15 protein-coding genes are annotated in these 17,147 nt (G+C 63.4%); 2 read left to right on the top strand and 13 right to left on the bottom strand.

Annotated features, from left to right (window positions below; all coding sequences use genetic code 11):
- Positions 1-134: 134 nt before the first annotated feature.
- On the bottom strand, positions 135-374 hold the full coding sequence (locus tag AC1RBA_RS11465) for a hypothetical protein (RefSeq protein WP_034753464.1): 240 nt from the start codon (positions 372-374) through the stop codon (positions 135-137).
- A 229-nt stretch (positions 375-603) separates the two neighbouring features.
- The gene (locus tag AC1RBA_RS11470; RefSeq protein WP_492418259.1) at positions 604-3,099 is read right to left on the bottom strand and encodes an alpha/beta hydrolase family protein; all 2,496 of its coding nucleotides are present in this window, start codon (positions 3,097-3,099) and stop codon (positions 604-606) included.
- A 189-nt stretch (positions 3,100-3,288) separates the two neighbouring features.
- Between AC1RBA_RS11470 and AC1RBA_RS11475 the strand changes: the two genes are divergently transcribed.
- Positions 3,289-3,807, top strand: a complete 519-nt coding sequence (locus AC1RBA_RS11475) for a CcdC protein domain-containing protein (protein ID WP_436543403.1) — start codon at positions 3,289-3,291, stop codon at positions 3,805-3,807.
- Position 3,808: 1 nt separating this feature from the next.
- On the opposite strand, the gene AC1RBA_RS11480 is transcribed toward AC1RBA_RS11475, so the two are convergent.
- The 8 genes from AC1RBA_RS11480 to AC1RBA_RS11515 form a co-directional block, all read right to left on the bottom strand.
- Positions 3,809-4,618, bottom strand: a complete 810-nt coding sequence (locus tag AC1RBA_RS11480; protein WP_492418261.1) for a hypothetical protein — start codon at positions 4,616-4,618, stop codon at positions 3,809-3,811.
- Positions 4,619-4,690: 72 nt separating this feature from the next.
- Positions 4,691-5,284: a nucleotidyltransferase family protein gene (locus AC1RBA_RS11485; protein ID WP_492418263.1), complete on the bottom strand. Its 594-nt coding sequence runs from the start codon at positions 5,282-5,284 to the stop codon at positions 4,691-4,693.
- Positions 5,285-5,286: 2 nt separating this feature from the next.
- The gene (locus tag AC1RBA_RS11490) at positions 5,287-6,291 is read right to left on the bottom strand and encodes a DUF4424 family protein (protein ID WP_492418265.1); all 1,005 of its coding nucleotides are present in this window, start codon (positions 6,289-6,291) and stop codon (positions 5,287-5,289) included.
- Positions 6,291-9,122 carry an ATP-binding protein gene (locus AC1RBA_RS11495; protein ID WP_492418267.1) on the bottom strand — a complete coding sequence of 944 codons (2,832 nt, stop codon included), beginning with the start codon at positions 9,120-9,122 and terminating at the stop codon, positions 6,291-6,293. Before AC1RBA_RS11495 ends, AC1RBA_RS11490 begins: the two co-directional genes overlap by 1 nt.
- Positions 9,123-9,130: 8 nt before the next feature.
- Positions 9,131-9,865: a hypothetical protein gene (locus AC1RBA_RS11500; protein WP_492418269.1), complete on the bottom strand. Its 735-nt coding sequence runs from the start codon at positions 9,863-9,865 to the stop codon at positions 9,131-9,133.
- A complete protein-coding gene (locus tag AC1RBA_RS11505; RefSeq protein WP_092608970.1) occupies positions 9,858-11,228 on the bottom strand; it encodes a hypothetical protein in 1,371 nt (456 codons plus the stop codon). The genes AC1RBA_RS11500 and AC1RBA_RS11505 overlap by 8 nt, the downstream gene beginning before the upstream one ends.
- A 268-nt stretch (positions 11,229-11,496) precedes the next feature.
- A complete protein-coding gene (locus AC1RBA_RS11510; protein WP_099409229.1) occupies positions 11,497-12,264 on the bottom strand; it encodes a DUF3108 domain-containing protein in 768 nt (255 codons plus the stop codon).
- Positions 12,265-13,383, bottom strand: coding sequence for a DUF3108 domain-containing protein (locus AC1RBA_RS11515; protein WP_492418270.1), 1,119 nt, complete (start codon positions 13,381-13,383; stop codon positions 12,265-12,267).
- 149 nt (positions 13,384-13,532) lie between these two features.
- On the opposite strand from AC1RBA_RS11515, the gene AC1RBA_RS11520 reads away from it, so the two are divergent.
- Positions 13,533-14,243, top strand: a complete 711-nt coding sequence (locus tag AC1RBA_RS11520) for a PhaM family polyhydroxyalkanoate granule multifunctional regulatory protein (RefSeq protein WP_070221594.1) — start codon at positions 13,533-13,535, stop codon at positions 14,241-14,243.
- 21 nt (positions 14,244-14,264) lie between these two features.
- Here AC1RBA_RS11520 and AC1RBA_RS11525 read toward each other — a convergent pair whose 3' ends face one another.
- From AC1RBA_RS11525 to AC1RBA_RS11535, 3 genes are read right to left on the bottom strand one after another with little or no spacing between them, the layout of a single operon-like run.
- Positions 14,265-14,528 carry a hypothetical protein gene (locus tag AC1RBA_RS11525; protein ID WP_240453519.1) on the bottom strand — a complete coding sequence of 88 codons (264 nt, stop codon included), beginning with the start codon at positions 14,526-14,528 and terminating at the stop codon, positions 14,265-14,267.
- A gap of 16 nt (positions 14,529-14,544) precedes the next feature.
- Positions 14,545-16,275 (bottom strand): response regulator, encoded by a 1,731-nt coding sequence (locus tag AC1RBA_RS11530; RefSeq protein WP_492418272.1) that lies wholly within the window; start codon positions 16,273-16,275, stop codon positions 14,545-14,547.
- 11 nt (positions 16,276-16,286) lie between these two features.
- Positions 16,287-17,006, bottom strand: coding sequence for a sensor histidine kinase (locus tag AC1RBA_RS11535; protein WP_492418274.1), 720 nt, complete (start codon positions 17,004-17,006; stop codon positions 16,287-16,289).
- Positions 17,007-17,147: the final 141 nt, after the last annotated feature.

A 17,147-nucleotide genomic window follows, 5' to 3' on the forward strand; every position in this document is an offset into this window, starting at 1 on the left:
TCGGATTCGCGGCGCAGCCGCGTAATCCGACACCACCGAAACAACAAAGGGCGCCTCGGCGCCCTTTGCTGTTTCTACTGCCAACCCAAGAAAATACTGGGGTCAGACCCGGCGGGTCTGACCCCGGCACTCACTTACTCGGCCACGTCGAGCCCCCGCTCGATCATGCCTTCGACATACGCGCGCAGATATTGCTCCAGCGCGGGGCCGGACAGCACGTTGGCCGTCAGCGCGCCGTGCGGCGAGCCTTTCAGCACGCCGTCGTGGTACACGCGCGCAATCCAGGCCACGTCCGCGCCCTGGGTGTAATCGAGTTCATAGTCGAACGATTCTCCGCTGACTTTGCGTGTGTAGACTTCCTTGACAATTGCCATCTAAAACAGCCTTTCTTGACGAGATTAGGATGCGGGTGCGGCACAGGATCTTCCTGCGGCACCGGGTGCACGGGCCCCGGGTGGCGCCCGGGCGCTTCTTGCGGCTCCGGCGCCGGCATGGGTTCATCGACGGGCGCCGGGTCGGGCGCGCGGTGGGCATGGATGACGGTCATGGCTGGCCTCCCTGCAGACAAAGGAAGACCATACCACGAGTTGCGCGCCGCCGCCCTTATTTGCCGGCCGGCTTGACGTCGGCGGCCGGCGGCGCCGCGTTCTTCACATATTTCTCCAGCCAGTTGTTGCTTTCATACAGCATCTGCATGATCGATTCGCGCGCGCGGTAGCCGTGGCTCTCGTTCGGCAGCATCACCAGGCGCGCCGTGCCGCCCAGTCCCTTGACGGCCTGGAACATGCGCTCGCTCTGGATGGGGAAGGTGCCCGAGTTGTTGTCCTGCTCGCCATGGATCATCAACAGCGCATCCTTGATCTTGTCCGCATAATTAAACGGCGACATGGCCTGGTAGACGGCCGGCGCCTGCCAGAACGAGCGCTCTTCGGCCTGGAAGCCGAACGGCGTCAGGGTGCGGTTGTAGGCGCCGCTGCGGGCGATGCCGGCGCGGAACAGCCGCGTGTGCGCCAGCAGGTTGCCCGTCATAAAGGCGCCATACGAGTGGCCGCCGATGGCGATGCGGTTGCGGTCGGACACGCCACGGCGCACCACCTCGTCGACGGCCGCCTCGGCATCGGCCACCAGCTGCGGCAGATACGTGTCGTTCGGCTCCTGCTCGCCATTGCCGACGATGGGGAACGATGGATTGTCGAGCACGGCGTAGCCCATGGACAGGAAGGCGGCCGGGCCCCAGTAGCTGACGGCATTGAATTTGTACGGCGAGCCCTTGGTCTGGCTGGCGGCGCTGGCCGTCTTGAATTCCTGCGGATACGCCCACATCAGGGTCGGCAGCGGGCCGTCGCGCTTGACGTCGTAGTTCGGCGGCAGCATCAATGTCGCCGTCAGGTCCACGCCGTCGGCGCGCTTGTAGCGGATCAGCTCTTTCTGCACGTCCTTCAGTTGCGGCAGGGGATGGGGGAAATGCGTGAGGGCCGTCAACTGCGCGGCGCCCTGCTGTTTCAGATTGCGCACATAGTAATTCGGCTGCTCGGTCGGCGATTCGCGCGTCGACAGCAAACGGCTGCCATCCTCGTCCAGCACGGCCACCACGTTTTCATAGTAGGGGGCGGCGCTCTGGAACAGGCGCTCCTTCTGCTTCGTCGCCAGGTTCAGGCGGTCGATGAACGGCCGGTCGCCCTCCTTCGATGCGCCCTGGCCGTCGAGCAGGATGGAACCGTCAGCGGCGATGAGCAAACGCGGCAAGCCGGCCGCGTCCGTGCGCATGACGGGCTGGCCCGGATCGTTGTAGCGGTCTTCGAACGATCCCGCGTACACGAGGTCGGCCGGCGTGGACGGTTGATCTGGCGCAATGCGCCACTGCTTGACGGCGCGCGTCTTGTACCACGCTTCGCCGAGCAGGGCCAGATCGCCGCGGCCCCAGGCCACGCCCGCGTAGCGCGAACCGAGCCTGGCCAGCACGGCCGGTTTGCTGGTAAACGGCGCCGCCTGCGTGTAGACGATGTCGCGGATTTCGGCCGCCATGGCCGGGTCGCCACCGTCCTGCGCTTCGGCCCACACCAGGGTGGCGGGCGCATCGACCCTCCAGCTGACGGAGCGCACGCCGGCGGACACGGCATCATTGCCCGGCGGCAAGCCTTCTTCCAGCGGCAGGGCCGCCACCGCGTGTTCCACCTTGCCATTCAGGTCGCGCACGTCGATCTTGTGGCCGAAGTCGTGCGCCGGCACGATGTAGGAGTATGGACGCACGAGGCTGGTCGTCAGCAGGTGCTTGCCATCGGGTGAGGCCGACACGCGCGAGAACTGGCCCGGCTGGCCGACCAGGCGCTGCTTGCCCGCCACGTCCAGCAAGGCCAGCTGCACCGTGATGTAGTGTTCGAACAGCTGCGCATCCTGTTCGTTTTTCAGCAAGTCCGGATAGGTGCGCAATTGCTTGACGCCGCCGCCCGGCACGCTGTCCTGGATGGACGGGCCCGTCGGGATGCCGCTGGCCACGGGCGCCGCGCCGAGCTTGGCCGGTTTCAGCTGCACCAGCAAGGTCTTGCTGTCTGGCATCCAGGAAAAGCCGCGGCCATACACGGCCGACAGGGGGGTGCTGGACAGCTTGCGCGCCGCTTTCGTCTGCACGTCGAGCAGCCACAGTTCCACGCCCGACTCCTTCACGCCCCTGGCGGGATCGGCAAAGGCGATGTGCGTAAACGCCAGGTAGCGCTGGTCGGGCGACCAGGCCAGGTCGGCGATGCGGGGCGCTGCGGGCAAGCCGCTGACCTTGATTTCCTTCTGCGTATCGATGTCGAGCAAGCCCAGTCCCGTGTGGAAACTGAAGCGGCTGGCCGAATACGTGCGCGGATTGATGCGCAAGCCCGCCAGCTTCAGTTCCGGCTGCGCCACTTCGCTGATGCCGGGCAAGGATGGCGTGGGCAGCACGGCGGCCAGGTTGCGTTTCGGGCTCAGGCTCAGGGTCGGCGCGCGCGGCGCATCGACGATGGCTTGCAGGGGCGCGGGCGGGGCTTGATAAGCGCCATCTTGCGCCATGGCCAGGGAAGACGAGGCCATCAAGCCGACAGTGATGGGCAGCAAAGGCAAACGTGTAGACATGGAACTCCAGTGTATGAAGGTGGTGACAACAAGCGAGCGCACCGCGCCGCTCATGGCGGCGCTTTGTGACAGGGCATAGTGCGTTCAGGCCAAGTAAATGTCAACCAGCAACTTTTACCGTTTGACAAGCATCGCCGCCCATCCCCATCTGGCTTACAATCGCTGTTTTACCCGCACCCGATTGCCTACATGGAAACCACTACCCTCGCCCTGCTGTTCCTGGTCCCGCTGCTGGTCTGGCGCATTTATTCGCGCCTGAAGAAACTGGTGGCGCGCCAGAAGTCGCAGCTGTGGCGGCACTGGAGCGTGGCGGTCGCGTTTCCCGCGCTGCTGCTGTTCCTGGCGACGACGACGAAATTCGAGCTGCTGCCCCTGTCGAGCCTTGGCGCGGCCGCGCTGGCCGGCGGCTGGCTCGGTGTGCTGGGCCTGAAGCTGACGCGTTTCGAGCAAGTCGGCAAGGATTTCTTTTTTACCCAGCACCGCTATCTGGGCCTGGCCATCACGATGCTGTTCATCGCCCGCTTGCTGTACCGCGGCATGGAAATCTACCTGAACACGCGCCTGGACGTGCCCGTGCCGCCGCCGCCGTTCGGACAGAGCCCGCTGACCATGGCCGCCTACGGCCTCGTCATCGGCTACTACGCCGTGTATGCGTGGGGCCTCGTGCGCTGGCGCCAGCGCAACAAGCCGCTGCAGGCCGCCGAGTAACTCAGTAGTACTGGCACAGGCCAGTACACGTCGTCACCGACAGCGCCTGGCGTATCGTCGCCAGCACCGGCGCCAGGGCCGGATCGAGATCCTTGTCCGCATCGGCCAGGCTGGCCAGCAAACGCTCGCGCAAGGGAGGCGCCATCAGATTGGCATTCGCCGTGGCGTGCTGCGCCGCCGCTTCCAGCATCCGCTTCTTTTGCGCCACGTTCCAGAACGGCACTTGCACGAACTGCACCACGCTCGTGAAAACAATGGCCGTGTTCTTGCTGAACGCCCGCGCGCGCAGACGCTCGGGCCCGCTCACCGCATCGGCCGGCTGGGCGCTGAATTCCTGCTCCATCAGTCCGATCAAATGGCCATGGCAATGCATGCTGAAAGCAAACAAGCTGCTCATTTCATCGCCATAATTGGCCAGGTTCTGCGTCACTTGTTCCTTGCGCGCCTGCTGCAGCTCGGCGCCGGACAGCGGCAACGGCCGTTCCAGGCCAAACGCATAGTATGTTTTGCCCAGCCGCATGGCCTTTTCGCACACGGCCACGCTTTCGTTCACGTCCTGCAGCGCCGCGACGGGCGCCTGGAACAGGCGCGGGCCGTCGGCGATCTGCGCAAACAGCTGCGCCACGCCAGGGTCGCCCAGGCGCGGCAAGCCGCTGTGCGGCGTCGCCTTGGCCATCAGCGCTTCCAGCTGGCCGCTGGCCTGCTGGAAATCGGTGTAGCTGTCGGCCCAGGCGGCGGGCGCCACGAGGGCGGAGGAAAGGCAGAACAGGCGGCCGAGGCGGCGCAGCGGCATGGAAATCAAGAAGGACATGGGATCAGGAAAGCACTATTGGAAAATTGGCAATTATAGGCAATTTGTATCCACAGTGCATTTAATTGCTTTTTACACCACATTTTTCCAGGCGATGATGGTGACGCGCGGCCAGCGCGCCGCATAATCCTTGCTGGCCAGGCGCTGCGCATAGCCGTCTTCGCTGATGCGCGCCGGGTTGCGCCGGATCACCATATTGAACAAGTCATCGAGGCCATGCGGCGCGACGATGCCGATCTCGCCGTCAGGCTGCAGATAGATGCCGACAGCCGTGGCGAACTCGGGCCAGGAAGCGATGGCGTCGTCGAGCGACAGCAAGGGCGGCACGGCATAGCCAAACTCGTCTTCAAACCACAGGTGCACCCGGGCCTGGTTGCACACTTCCCACGGCACGCCGGGCAGTACAGTTTCCAGGCGCTGGCGCAGCCGCACCTCGCTTTCCGCAAGCACATCGTGCGCGTCGAAATACGCCACGTCGACGTCGTTCAATGCCGACGGTTGGGTGAAACCGTGCAAGGCGTCCCACACGAGCTTGCGCACGGCGCCGGCGCCGATGCAGCAGTGGGGCAAGCCCAGCTGCGCCACGGCCTGCAGCATCTGTATGCACCATGGCGTGGCGCGGACGATGGCGCGCAGGCGCGCGGCCAGCGCTTCCTGCGTGCTCATTCCTATGGCCGGATCTGCGGCGCCACGCCGTCGTTGCTCACCGTGCCTTCGACATTGCCGAAGTACACGTCCAGATCCTGCTTCGGACGGAAGTTGCGCAGCTTGACTTGCAAGGTGGTGGGATTGATTTTGGTGAATGTGCCGGGGAAGCACAGGCTGACCAGCTCGTCCGGCTTGCCCTTGATCAGGTTCAAGGTGAAGTCTTCGATGCCATTCTTCCAGGTGTTACCCGTCGTCAAAATGTACGACACCCACACGGCATTGACGAAGCCGCTTTCGCCCTGCTGGGCCGCCAGCCGGTTCCACGTCTTGTAGAAGGCCTTGTCGCCGCAGTATTTCTTTTCAAAGGTATTGCCATCGCCCAGGTAGGAGGCGCCGGGGCCGGCTGCGACGAACGGCGCATATTGATGACGCACGCGCACGACTTTACCGGCGGGGAATTTCTGCTGCCACAAGTAGATGACTTTCACGGTCCAGGCCGGCACCCACTCCTCGTCGTACAGCTGGGCCAGCAGACCCTCCTTGATCATGATCTTGCTCTGCGCGGCCGTCAGCGGCACCACTTTCTTGTCGAACGGCGTGTGCGAAGGGAAATACGCGATCTGCGCGTCGGACAAGCCCAGCTGGCGCAGGCGGGCCGTCACGTCGGAGCTGCCGAGCTTGGCGACAAACGTGGTTTTATACTCCTTGCGCTTGCCGTCCACGTCGACGGTAAACTGCTGCGGCTGGCCGTAATACGTGGGCGAGCCATGGTAGCCGGAAGAGTATTCGGGCAAGGGGAAGAAGATCGTCTCTTCCACATCCTTGGCCGATTCATTGAGGAATTCATACTCGACCTTGATCAAGTCCGTGCTCACGCTGAGCACTTCCTTTTTCATGGCCACGGCATCCGTCTTGCCGAACAGGATGCCGCCCGCGCTGACGGAGCCGATGCCGTCGTTGGCCACGGCTGGCGCCGAACACGCCAGCGCCAGGGCCGCGGCCAGAACAAGCTTGCGCACGGTCATCACGCCGCCTTGCCCGGTGCGGGTTCGATCCGGCGCTGCAGCACGAAAATCGGTTGTGCCCATTGGGTATCCTTCTTTTTCTTACTGGTGATCAAGGTCAGCTCCGAGGGATCGTAGACATCCGTGTTGTGCGTCAACGGCGTCGTCATCAGGTATTGCGCTTCCGTATTTTTCAGGAATTCGCCGACCAATTGAATATTGCGGATATCAAGGTGGGCAAACGGTTCGTCGATGAAGACGAAGCCGCCGGAACCGTCTTCCGATTTCAGCAAGCCGATCAAGAGCACCAGCGACTTCATGACCTGCTGCCCGCCCGACGCTTCGCCATCATTCATGCCGATGACGCCCTTGCCGTCGAATTTGAAGCGCACGTGCAAGCCCGCCTGCGACAGCTGCACATCGTCGTTTTCCAGGCGCACGGGGTCGGCATGCACTTCGATGCCGGCCAGTTCGCCCAGCTCCTTGATGTTCTTGCTGTAAGTCTTGATGGTGTAGCGCAAGCGCTCCATGTAGGCGCCGCGGGCATTGCCCGTCGCTTCGATGGCGCGGTTGTTCTGGTAGCGGCGCTCGTCCGTTTCCGACTGGCGGCCATGCAGCTGCTCCGACAGGCGGTGGTGCTGGTCGATGACGGTGGCGTCCAGTTCCCAGTCGTCGCGCGCGAGGCTGTTTTGCAGGCTGGCCACGCGCAAGTCGACCTGGTGCGCATTCTGGTGTTCGGCCACAAGCGCCGCGCGGCGCGCGAGACGGCGCCAGCTTTTCGGCAGGTGGCGCCACGCATGGCGCAGCGCCAGCAAGGCGCGCGCATGCTCGGCGCGCTGTTCAATTTGTTTCTTGTAGCCAAGGCGCGAACCCGCTTCCGCTTCGGACAGGGCCAGGCGTGCGTTTTGCCACACGGTATCGGCACGCGTGCGCGCCACAGTGGCGTTCTTGGTGAGATTTTGCAACTCGCCCAGGCGGCCGCCCACTTCCAGGCGCTCTTCCTTGAGCGGCTTCGAATTGCGCAGCGCTTCGGCGAATTCTTCCTGGCGCGCACTGAGTTCCTTGGCCGCATCGACGCCGGCGATGCGCGCTTTCAAGGCGCCCACTTCCGCCGCCAGCTTCGAGATCGCCAGGGTCAAGGTGTCTTCCTGGCCTTCCAGGCCCGGCAAGGAGCGCAGCAGTGCTTCCAGGCGGCCGCTGCGGCCAGCCTGGCCGAAGCGGTAGCGCGACGCTTCCACGAACAGCGAGCGTCCGCCGCGGCGTTCGCGGTGGTACGCCTCGGGCGTGATCCACTCTTCGTGGTTGCCCAGCTTGAAGCCTGCTTCGACGGAGTCGACGCGTGCAATGCGCGACAGCTGCTCGATCAGCCAGCTGGGCACGGGCGCGGAAAATTTCACCACCGCCAGCAAGCTCTCGTCTTTGGCGACAGGCGCCGTGACCAGGTCGGGCACGATGAAGTGGCGGTAGCGCTCCTTCTCGGCCAGGCGGTAGGCGGCGGCCGCATCCTTGGCCTTGTCGAGCAGCACCACCGAGGCGTAACCGCCCAGTACGCCTTCGACGGCGCCCTGCCAGCGGCTGTCCGTCACTTCGACGATGTCCGACAGCATGGCGTGTGCAATGCCCGCGTCGCGCAGCGCGCGGCGCATGCCGCGTACATTGTCCGGCTCCGGCATGGCCGTCTTGCCTTGCAGCGCGGCAATCGTCGCCTGCTCGCCCGCGATGCGGGCCGACAAGGCGTCGCGCTGCTGGCGCTGCTGCAGCAATTGCGCTTCCTTCTGCTCCAGCTGGGCCGCCACTTCGGCGATGTCGCTGCCCGAATCGGCCGCCAGCTTGTGCAAACGGTCCTTCTGCTCCAGCAGGCTGTCCAGCGGTTTCAGCTTGGCATTGATCAAGGACAAACGGCTCTGCAAGCCGATCGATTCCTGCTCCAGCAGGGTTTCATTCATCTGCGCGTCGGACAGGGCCTTCGCCTGCGCCGCCAGCGCATTGCGTTTATCCGTCAGTTGCTGGTCCGCCTGCGCCATCGGTTTGCGCGCATCGCGCAATTGCCGGCTGGCGATGGCCGCCTTTTCGCGCGCCTCGTGGTATTGCAGGCTGGGCAGCACTTCTTCCAGCAGGTTGCGGCGTTCCTTATGTAAACCTTCCCACTGGTGGTAATTGGCCACGCGCAGGCGCAGGCCTTCCAGGTTGGTCTTCGACGCTTCGAGTTCCGTTTCGAAGCGTTTCAGCTCCACTTCCGTATCGCGCTGGTGGCGCTTGGCTTCGTCGTAGGCATCGAGCACTTCCTTGTCGCCGAACACCTGGAACACCAGGTCGAGCAGCTGGCGCGGCGCGTATTCGCACAATTTGTCCGTCTCGCCCTGCTCCAGCGCCAGCACTTTCGACATGGCCGGCGACAGGCCCGCATTGGCCAGGCGCTTGCGGTAGTTTTCCACGCCGAGCCAGTCGTTGGCGTCCGTGATGTCCTCGATCTGCACATTGCCCGGGCGCATCAAATACTGGCGTTTCCAGTCGCCGCCATTCTTCTGGATCTGGCAAAACAGCGTTACTTCATCGTCGCTGAAGAAGCCCGAGCTGCGGAACGGCCGGTTCGACAGCTGCTTGCCCACGTTCTTGTTGTCGACCACGGCGCGCAGCCAGGCCGTCTGCTGGCCCGAATGGCGCGCATAGTGTTTATACGTGCGCCCCATCGAGCAGTCGAGGCCGAACAGGGTGCGCAAGGCATCGAGCAAGGTGGTCTTGCCCGAGCCGTTCTGCCCCGCGATGGTGATGATCTTCGCGTCGAGCGGAATATTCTTGATGCGCTGCCAGTAATCCCAGTGCACCAGTTCAAGTGATTTGATATGAAACATGGGCGCTTTCAGTGAGGGAGATCGGACACGGGCTCGTCGCCCGCGTCAGGCAGGTCGCCGATGTCGGCGGACAGGTCGGCGGACAAGTCAGCGTCCAGGTCGACGGCCACCAGGCGCGCCGGCGCGCGCTTGAACACGTCGGCCAGGGCGCCGTTGATGATGCGCTCTTTCAAGACGTCCGTGTCCATCATCAGGTCCAGCAGCGGGCCTTCCAGGATGACATCGCCGCGTCGCTCGATGAAGCCCAGCTTGGCCAGGGTGCCCAGGTTCATGTCCATGCGCGTCTTCTTGCCCAACTTGTCGCCGAAGTCGGACAGCAGCGCCTTGTAGGAAATGCCGATCGACGCGTCTTCCGCGCGCGGCAGCGGTTTTTCCGTGCCGAACATGTCATTTTGATCGTCGTCCGCGTGCTGGTGCGTTTCCTGGCGTTCGCGCTTGGGCAGGATGATCTGCGCCCACAGCACCACCAGCAAGGCCACGCCATCGCGCGCCAGACCGAAATTATTGTTTTGCCACACGTCGCGCGCGCCGAAGATCTTCGGCTCGATGGTGCGCGTCAGGGCCAGGGTCACATGGTCGGCATACACGTTGTCGAGCAGCTTCAAGCCGCAGGCCAGCAGGCGCGCATCGATCTCGGCGCGGAACAGCTCGTCGGACAGCACGCGCTTGACGAGCTTGTCGTCGCGGCGCAGGGTTTGATGCGTGAGCAGGCGCGCAATCAGGATTTGGGAATCGTCATTCATCGGCGGTGCCGCTATCTAAATCAAGTGAAACATTCAGTGAAAGCGAGGCGATCGACATGGCCGCCACGTGGGGGTCGGTCAGTTGGACCATCTCGTCGGTCGGTGTAAAGGTGATCGGCAAACGGGCCAGTTCGGCCGTCGAGCCTTGCAAGCTCGCTTCGGACACGTCGCCGAGCAGCGGCAGCATCGAGGCGCGGTAGGACGCCACGGCAAAGCTGGCCGGCAGCAGCGAATCCTGCACGGGCACCGATTTCGGTCCTTCTTCGCCGATGCTGGGGAAATTGCCCAGGCTGGCAAAGTTCGACAGGCGTTCGAGCAAATCATCGAGTTCAAGCTGCATGGCGGGACCGTCGCTGATGGTGGTGGGCGCGTCCTCTCCGCTGGGCAGGCCCGTGTTGATGACGCCTGCCGCCCGTTCGGACAGCAGTTCCGTTTCGGCCACGTCGATCATTTCGGCCGGCGTGGAGAACAGGGGGACGACGGGCTGGTCGATGGCGCCTTCGGCCAGGCTGGCCAGGTCGTCGTGCAGCAAGAGCCAGCGCTTGATGTCGGTGGTTGACAGGCCGGACTGGCCCAGGTGCACGCGCTGGCGCTCGATCTGGTTCAGGGCGCGCGAAAACATGCCTTGCATGTTGAGCAACTTGCTTTGCGCGCGGCCGATCGCCTGCGCCGCCTTGTGCGTGGCGCTGTCCGCGTTTTCATCGGAGGTGATGGCCACGAGAATCTCGGAACCCTTTTCCACCCAGTCGCAAGCCATGTTCCACTTCGCCTGCGCCGTGCGCAGCCGGAATTCGGAGCCGGAAGCGATGGCGTCGGAAAACTCTTCCGTCAAGTCCACCAGGCGGCCCAGCAAATGCTGGAGTTGTTCGACCGATACGCCGCCCACGGCTTGCGCGCCCGCCACCTGAGACAGCAGAAAACCCATTTCCGCTTCGTCTTCCGTCTGGCCCAGGCCCAGCAAGCTGTCGATGGCCGACAGCACATTGCGCGCCATTGGCGTGACGCGGTACACGCCCTGCTGCGCATCCCAGGCCAGCAGCTGGTTCGAACGCAGGCGCAGCAAGACCGTTTCCAGGCTTTCCGGCAACAGATACGCGAGCTTGGTGTTGATATCGGCGCGCGTGTAGGCGGACGTGGCGGCATCGGACGCCAGCTCGCGCAACACCAGCAGACGCACCAGCACGCCATCGAAACCGCCGTGAAACAGGGCCGTAAACACTTGCAGCAAGGGCTGCGCCCGCTTCAAGTGAAATACCTGCTCGATTTCATCGGCCGAAATATTGGGCTGGAAATGCGCCTGCAAGGAATCGTGATGCTCTTGCTCTGTCTGATTTGCATCCGTAGCCACGGCTGCACTTGCCATTATATCAATCATTCTTTTCCGGATGAGTGTTCAGCGGGCGGCGCGGCGGGCTAACGCAGCGCTGCGGGGCGGGGGCGTCAGTATATCAGTTCTGACATGCAATTCGACTTGTGGAAGAGGGGCGATGGCGCTGTCGACAAGCCGAGTGTTGCATCAGCAAAAAAACCAACAGCGAAAATCCGGGGTCAGACCCGGCGGGTCTGACCCCAGCATTTGCCGTTAGGGGTGAAAAATAGAGAAAATCAATATTTGCTATGATAGCAAGCGCTTACTTCTTGACGATCTTCTGCAAGGTTTGCTCGACGTAATCGCCGCCGTCCGCGTCGGCGAATGTCACCTTCACGGGATACCATTCCAGCGACGGCGCCAGCCACAGGTCCACTTGCTGGCCCTTCTTGTCCGGCGGCGGCGCCTTGACCAGGTGGATGGCGGCGACCTCCCCCATGCCCGTGGCGACCGTCTCTTCCTTGACCACCTTGAAGGTCCACGGCTCGGCATCGTGCGCGCCGGCGACGAAGAAGGCCCATTCCGAGCCGGGGACGAATTTCTCGGGCGCGGCGCGCGCCACGCTGGCCAGTTGCCAGACGGCGCTATTGCGGTCCTGTTCGCCGCCTTTCAGCGGATAGGTTTCATCGCCTTCGCCAAAGACGATGGTCTTGCTGTCGCGCTTGAAGGTGGTCGTGACGGCATCCTTGCGGAAGCGCTTTTCCACGAATTGAACGGGCGCCAGGCCGTAATCGTCGACCGCGCCTTCGCTGCGCTGTTCGAGGATCTTGCCGAACAGGGCCGCCTTGGTTTCGGCCAGCAGCGAGTACTTGCCATCGCCCACGCGCCAGTTGCTGAGCGATTCGCCGGACAGCGCAATGCCGCGCTGCCTGGCCTTGATCGAATAGACGAGGTCAGCCGACGGCGCCAGCTTGTACGGGCGCTTGACGACAGGATGGTCCACGGGCTCGTTCGCCGCCATGGCGGGACTCAGGGTGGCGGCCAGCAAGCTGGCGATCAGAACGCGTTTCAAAGTTATTAAAGTAGTCATTTATTTTCCTGTAGCGTCATTGACGCGAATTTGGGTCACGGTTTGCGTGGTCAGCGCCCCGTTCGCTTCGGTATTGCGTATTTGTACCGGATACCATTGCATGGACGGCGCCAGCCAGATATCAAGCTGCGACGAATATGTGCCCGGCTTCGGCGGCCGGCGCAAATGCCAGGTCACCAGGCGGCCCATCTTGGTGTCCAGCTCTTCCTCGCCCACCAGCTGGAAGCGGAACACGGTCGCTTCCTTTTCCTCGCCGACAAGGATGTCGATATTGCCCGCCAGCTGGTTGACGTCGGCACGGCCGATGGCGGCCAGCTGGAACGGCACGGTCGCCTTGTCCTGCGCCCCCTCCTGCCATGGCACCGTCGCCGTCGTGGCTGAAAACGTGATGGTCTTGGCGTCGCGGTTGAAATGCGTGGCCGTTTGCGCGCGGCCCTTGCGTTTTTCCGTGGCCGTGACGGGCACGATGCCGCTGCCGTCGATCAGGCCCTCGCTGGTCAGCACCAGCAGGTTGATGCGCGTAATCAGCATGCTCAAGCCCACTTCCAGCTTCAGCTGATACGTGTCGCCCCGGTTTTCCCACGCCATGCCGGCCACGCCCTGCCACTTGGTGCCGTCCGCATCGCGCCGGTCCACGTGCAGGTCGAACTGGGCCGAAGCGGGCGCATTCGTCTTGTAGCGCCGCGCCTGCTCGACAGGCGGTGGCGGCGGCGCGGGAGTCGGCGCGGCAGCTTCCGCCACGGCGGGCGCGGGCGCCGTGATGGCTGGCGCGCTGGCCGCCGGTGCCGGGGGCGTCACCGGCCCTTCCGGCGCGTCGCTGGCAGGCGCCGTCAACTGGGCCGACTCGCTCGACGGCAGCTCCGTCGGCGGCGGTGGCGGCGGCAAGCGAGGCTCGGGCAAGGGCCGCAGCGTCGGCGGCGGCGGCGGCGCCACCGGCACGGGTTTGGGCGGCTCGGCGATCAATGCCATGCTCACCACCTGCGCATGATCCTGCCCCAGCGGCACCATGCTGGCATGCGAGGTGAGCCATTCCAGCGCCACGTAATGCAGTGCGCCGATGACCGCGACAAAAATGACGGTGCGGCGGCGCGGTGGCGAAAAGAAGGAGTCAGGCATCATAGGCCGTAGTGTAACGCCTTCCCCCCACTTCCTGCTTCTTGCCTGTGCTCAACTCCTGCTGTTTTATGTAAGAAAATGTTGGCGGCTTTGCGTCAGTTGCAAGCTGATATCTGCTACGCTAGGCACATCCACCTACCAGGAGATTTCGCATGGCAAACCCGCAAATGCCCCAAATGCCGGGCGCAGCAGTTGTGACCGACACCCTCGACTTCGTCAAAAACCTGTGGGGCAGCATGAGCGTGCCCGGCATGGGCGTGCCCGGCATCACTGCGCCCACCATGTCGGTGGAAGAGCTGGACAAGAAAATCAATGACTTGAAAGCCGTCGAAGCCTGGTTGAACCTCAATACCAGCATGCTGCGCGGCAGTATCCAGGCATTGGAAGTACAGCGCGGCACCATCGCCACCCTGAAATCGATGGGCGCGTCCCTGGCCGCGGCCATCACCCAGCCCGGTGCCAGCGAGAAAACCGTGTTTGAATCGGTGCCCTACGCTTCCGCGTTTTTCCAGCAAGCGGCACCCGCAGCGCCAGCGCCTGAACCGAAACCGGCGCCTGCACCCGCGCCCGCGCCCGAACCGGCTGCGGCGGCGCCCAACGATGCCGGCAGCCAGGCGGCAGCCCAGCTGGCCAATCCAAGTGCCTGGTGGAATTTGTTACAAGATCAGTTCAAGCAGGCCGTGTCGACAGCGATGTCGCCCGATGCAGCCAGCGCGGCAGCGGCCAGTTTTGGCGGTGGAGCCACGGCCGGCAAGTCCGCCAAGCCGGCAGAAGCAGGCATGGCAGCCAAGGCCAAAGCCCCGCTGCGCAAGGCGCCGGCAAAACGCGCGGCACCCAAGTCCAAGGCGCCAGGCAAATCCTGACGTCGCGGAGAGGCGATGTGATCAGGCGATACGATGAATGCGGATCGCCTCGATCTGATTGTCGGCCTGGCGTTTTACGTCACCGATCGTGATCAGGCCTTCGTCGGCCAGCGCCTTGGCGTGCTCGTACGAAGACTGGAATGTTTCCAGCGTGTCTCCCTTGGCGGCCACCGGGCGTACCCAGGCAACGGCGCCGACTTTCATTTTTTTGTATACTTCATTGACCACATCACGCATAGTTTCTTCCTTATTGTTGTAGAGCAACTCAAGCACGGGCGAACCCACGCTGGCCCCTAGTTTATCATCCGGCACGCTCCCGCACGGCTTTTCCCCCTTTTTCCGGCGCCGGCGGCGCTTTTTCCGCCACCTCGACAGCCTCGTCCGGCCCGGGCGGGGGCGTCAGCTGCACCAGTTGCTCCATCAATTGCGCAAAGCGCTGCTGGCCTGGTGCAATTTTGTCTACATACAACAACACTTCCATCGCCTCGGCCGCCAAGGCCGCCTGGTAGCCGCGCTGCTCCAGGAACGATACGATGATTTGCGCGGAATTGAACAGGATGCGCAAGTTGTTCGGCAGTTTTTCGCGCGCCGCGCGCATCCAGGCCACCGCTTCGTTGAGCTTGTCCGTCTTCCACAGCAGCACGCCCTTGTTCATCAAGTCCGACGCTTCCTTGCGCGAGGCGATGATCAGGCTCGTGCCTTCGTCGCCCATCTTCGCCTTGTCGAAGATCTTTTGCACCTCGTCCTGCACCACCTGGTTGTCGTGGTTGTTCTTCACCACGTAGCACAGCAGGCCGGCCGGCGCATCCTTGACGCCGACGGCGAACAGCAGGGTCGCCAGTTCCATGCAGATGCTTTTCTCGGGCCGCGCCGGGTCTTCCAGCAGCATGGCTTCGAGTTCGTCGCCGCACTTGCGCGCGCGCCGGTAATCGCCCGTTTCGTGGTGCACCATGCCTTCCGTGATCTTCGCGCGCAAGCCGATCTGCTCAGGCGAGAATTCGCGCTGCGCCAGCAGCAGCCATTGCAGCGCCTCCTTGGCATCCTTCTTCAGGCCGCACACGCGCGCCAGTCCCAGATAGGCGTCCGGCGTCTTCATGACGGAAAACTCGCCGATGGAAATACACTTGCGAAAAGCCTTTTCCGCCATGCTGACATTGCCGATCTTTAGCGCCGCCAGCCCCAGGTTGCGCTGGCGCGGCACGGAATTGGGCGACAGGCGCGCCGCCTTTTCCAGCACGCCGCACGCTTCCTCGTGCTGGCCCATCAGCTGGTAGGCGACGGCCATCTGGTCGTAGGCGTCGATGTAGTACTTGTTCTCGACGATCACGCCCTGGAAGATCTGGCGCGCCGCCTCGTGCTCGCCGTTATTCATGCGGATCTTGCCCAGGCCTGCCTTGGCCCAGCTGTAATCGCGCTCGGCCAGCACTTTTTCGTACACGGCGCGGGCCTTTTCCGGCTCGCCGCTTTTCAGCAGCAACGACGCCTTCATGCGCAGCAATTCCAGCTCGTGCAGCTTGTTGACTTCGATCTGCGCATCGCACAACTTGGCCGCGCGCAGATAATCCTTTTCCATGCAGGCCTGGTCGATTTCACGGAACACCTGCTTCTTGTGCCACACGCGGTTCAAGCGCGTCAGCAGCACGCCTTCCGTGATCGGCTTGATCAAATAGGCGTCGGGCTGGTGCTCGGCCGCGCCCATCACGGATTCCACGCTTTTCTCGGCCGACACCATCAGCCAGACGCTCGACGGCGCCGTCAGGTTGCGCACGCGCGTCTCTTCCAGCACTTGCTGGCCATTCTTGCCTTCGCCCAGGTTGTAATCGCACAGCACCACGTCGTAGCGCGTCTTGGCCAGCAGCTTCATGGCTTCGCCGCCGCTGGCCGCCTGGTCGATATGGCGCGCGCCCAGGTTGCGCAGCGATTCTCGCAGCAGGATGCGGATGCCGATGAAGTCGTCGACCAGCAGATAATGTTTGTCGGCCCAGTCGGTGCTGCCCGCTTCGGCGGCAGTGGCGTGGCTGTCTGTCGTCATGGCATCCTCGTTCAGGGCAGGCGCAGGATGAAACAGCCGCCGCCCAGGGCGCCGCCATTTTCCAGAGCGATGCTGCCGCTGCTGCCCCGGTGCTTGTGCATCTTTGCCACTTCGCTGGAAAAATACAGGCCCAGGCCCGTGCTGTTGGTGGAAAAATTCACGCCGGCGGTCATGCCATCCATGGCCGCGCTGCCCGCGTCGAGCAGCGCCTGGGTATAGCCGTCGCCATTGTCTTCCACGCGCAGCTCGAGCATATCGTCGTGCTCCCGCACCGACAGGCGTATCGTATCCTTCGTGTAGCGGATGGCGTTGTTGATGGCATGCGCGAGCACGCCGATGACCAGGTCTTCGTCGAGGGTCCAGATCAGCTCCGGCGGGCAGGCCGTCTGCAGATGGATGCCTTTCGAGGCCAGCAGGATCTTTTCCTGGTCCACCACCTGATCGATGACCTGGCTCACCAGTTGCGGCTGCACGTCGAAGGGGTAGCCGGGCTTGCCCACTTCCTTGTACAGGGCCAGCAGCTGGATCAGGTTATCGTTGAGGCGCTTGGTCTGGTACAGCATCTGCGCCATCTGCAGATAGGCCGGGTCGGCCTGGGGCGCGGGCTTGGCCTGCTCGGCCGCCAGCAACGACTCCAAAGTGCCGCTGACGACGCTGATCGAATTTTTCATGTCGTGCACGGTCGACGCCAGGAACAGGAATAGCTCGGGCGAGCTGTGTTGATCTTCCACCGGATATCTCCTTGGGCCGCAGCTTGAATATTGCCAAGGATAAATTATACCGCCAGCCTGCGGGCGCCAGCCAGCCGCGCGCAAAGTCCGTGATTTGACTCAACAATGCCGCCCCGCTGGCGCAGGGGCGGCATCAGCTTG

This window comes from Janthinobacterium sp. GW823-FHT03B06, assembly GCF_058796955.1.

What these genes read in the sequence shown, in the direction of transcription:
- AC1RBA_RS11465 (WP_034753464.1), bottom strand. Translation starts at nt 374, where the DNA reads ATGGCAATTGTCAAGGAAGTCTACACACGCAAAGTCAGCGGAGAATCG.
- AC1RBA_RS11470 (WP_492418259.1), bottom strand. Translation starts at nt 3,099, where the DNA reads ATGTCTACACGTTTGCCTTTGCTGCCCATCACTGTCGGCTTGATGGCC.
- AC1RBA_RS11475 (WP_436543403.1), top strand. Translation starts at nt 3,289, where the DNA reads ATGGAAACCACTACCCTCGCCCTGCTGTTCCTGGTCCCGCTGCTGGTC.
- AC1RBA_RS11480 (WP_492418261.1), bottom strand. Translation starts at nt 4,618, where the DNA reads ATGTCCTTCTTGATTTCCATGCCGCTGCGCCGCCTCGGCCGCCTGTTC.
- AC1RBA_RS11485 (WP_492418263.1), bottom strand. Translation starts at nt 5,284, where the DNA reads ATGAGCACGCAGGAAGCGCTGGCCGCGCGCCTGCGCGCCATCGTCCGC.
- AC1RBA_RS11490 (WP_492418265.1), bottom strand. Translation starts at nt 6,291, where the DNA reads ATGACCGTGCGCAAGCTTGTTCTGGCCGCGGCCCTGGCGCTGGCGTGT.
- AC1RBA_RS11495 (WP_492418267.1), bottom strand. Translation starts at nt 9,122, where the DNA reads ATGTTTCATATCAAATCACTTGAACTGGTGCACTGGGATTACTGGCAG.
- AC1RBA_RS11500 (WP_492418269.1), bottom strand. Translation starts at nt 9,865, where the DNA reads ATGAATGACGATTCCCAAATCCTGATTGCGCGCCTGCTCACGCATCAA.
- AC1RBA_RS11505 (WP_092608970.1), bottom strand. Translation starts at nt 11,228, where the DNA reads ATGGCAAGTGCAGCCGTGGCTACGGATGCAAATCAGACAGAGCAAGAG.
- AC1RBA_RS11510 (WP_099409229.1), bottom strand. Translation starts at nt 12,264, where the DNA reads ATGACTACTTTAATAACTTTGAAACGCGTTCTGATCGCCAGCTTGCTG.
- AC1RBA_RS11515 (WP_492418270.1), bottom strand. Translation starts at nt 13,383, where the DNA reads ATGATGCCTGACTCCTTCTTTTCGCCACCGCGCCGCCGCACCGTCATT.
- AC1RBA_RS11520 (WP_070221594.1), top strand. Translation starts at nt 13,533, where the DNA reads ATGGCAAACCCGCAAATGCCCCAAATGCCGGGCGCAGCAGTTGTGACC.
- AC1RBA_RS11530 (WP_492418272.1), bottom strand. Translation starts at nt 16,275, where the DNA reads ATGACGACAGACAGCCACGCCACTGCCGCCGAAGCGGGCAGCACCGAC.